Origin of the sequence: Photorhabdus noenieputensis (genome assembly GCF_018448935.1) — a bacterium.
Taxonomy (GTDB): domain Bacteria; phylum Pseudomonadota; class Gammaproteobacteria; order Enterobacterales; family Enterobacteriaceae; genus Photorhabdus; species Photorhabdus noenieputensis.
Window position 1 is genome coordinate 1 of sequence record NZ_RCWC01000150.1, and the last position, 770, is coordinate 770.

Here is a 770-nt window from a genome sequence, read left to right on the forward strand (position 1 = left end):
TATTCACCCCGGTCCAGGTCAGCGCCACCCCGGGATTATCCTCGTCCCCCGGCCAGCGTAAACGCTGCCAGCTCTCCCTCTGGTTAAAGTAACGCAACCGCTGACCGTCTATCGTCAGGTCCGTTTCCGCCACATCACCCACCGGTTTCGCCCGCAATTCAAAACGTATGCCCTCGCTGCCGTTCGCAAACAGCACATCCGCGACCTGACCCAGTTGATTTATCGCCGTTAAAAAGGCCGGGTTAACATGCAGCCCCTGACTGTTCACCTTATCCACCACCCAATATTTCCCCTCTTTATGCAGCACCCCGCCTAACTGACTATGCAGGAACTGCTCTATCCGCCCGCTGTCGGCCCGGATAAACTGCCCCAGCATCGGCAGAGAGACCTCATTTTGCCCCGCCACGAACGGGTAACGGCCGTCAAAGTCGGTCTGCCAGTCCGCCACCACCGCCGACTGCCATTGTTCGTTCAGACTGGCCGCCGCCGGCTGTAACACCGTCTGCCACGCCTCAGTCAACGGTTGTACAAACACCGCCTGACCAAACCCATTCCATTCCGCTCCCAGACTGGCGGCTATCAGGCTGCCATAGGTCCGCGTATCCGTCAGTTCCACGCTTTTCCCCTGAAACACGCTCTGCGCCAGCGCTTCCATCACCGCCGGGGGGTCATCGGTATTCGCCAGTTGTTGCAATGCCAGACGCACCCGGGTTACCCGCGTCAGGAAGGTTTGCAGACTCAGTGACGGGTCCGCCGTCAGCCCGTTTTCC

The 770-nt window shown here is 59.7% G+C and carries 1 protein-coding gene; it reads right to left on the reverse strand.

Going from position 1 to position 770, the window contains the following annotated elements:
* A partial coding sequence (locus tag EAE91_RS23595; RefSeq protein WP_280520315.1) for a type VI secretion IcmF C-terminal domain-containing protein occupies positions 1–770 on the reverse strand: 770 nt, incomplete at both ends.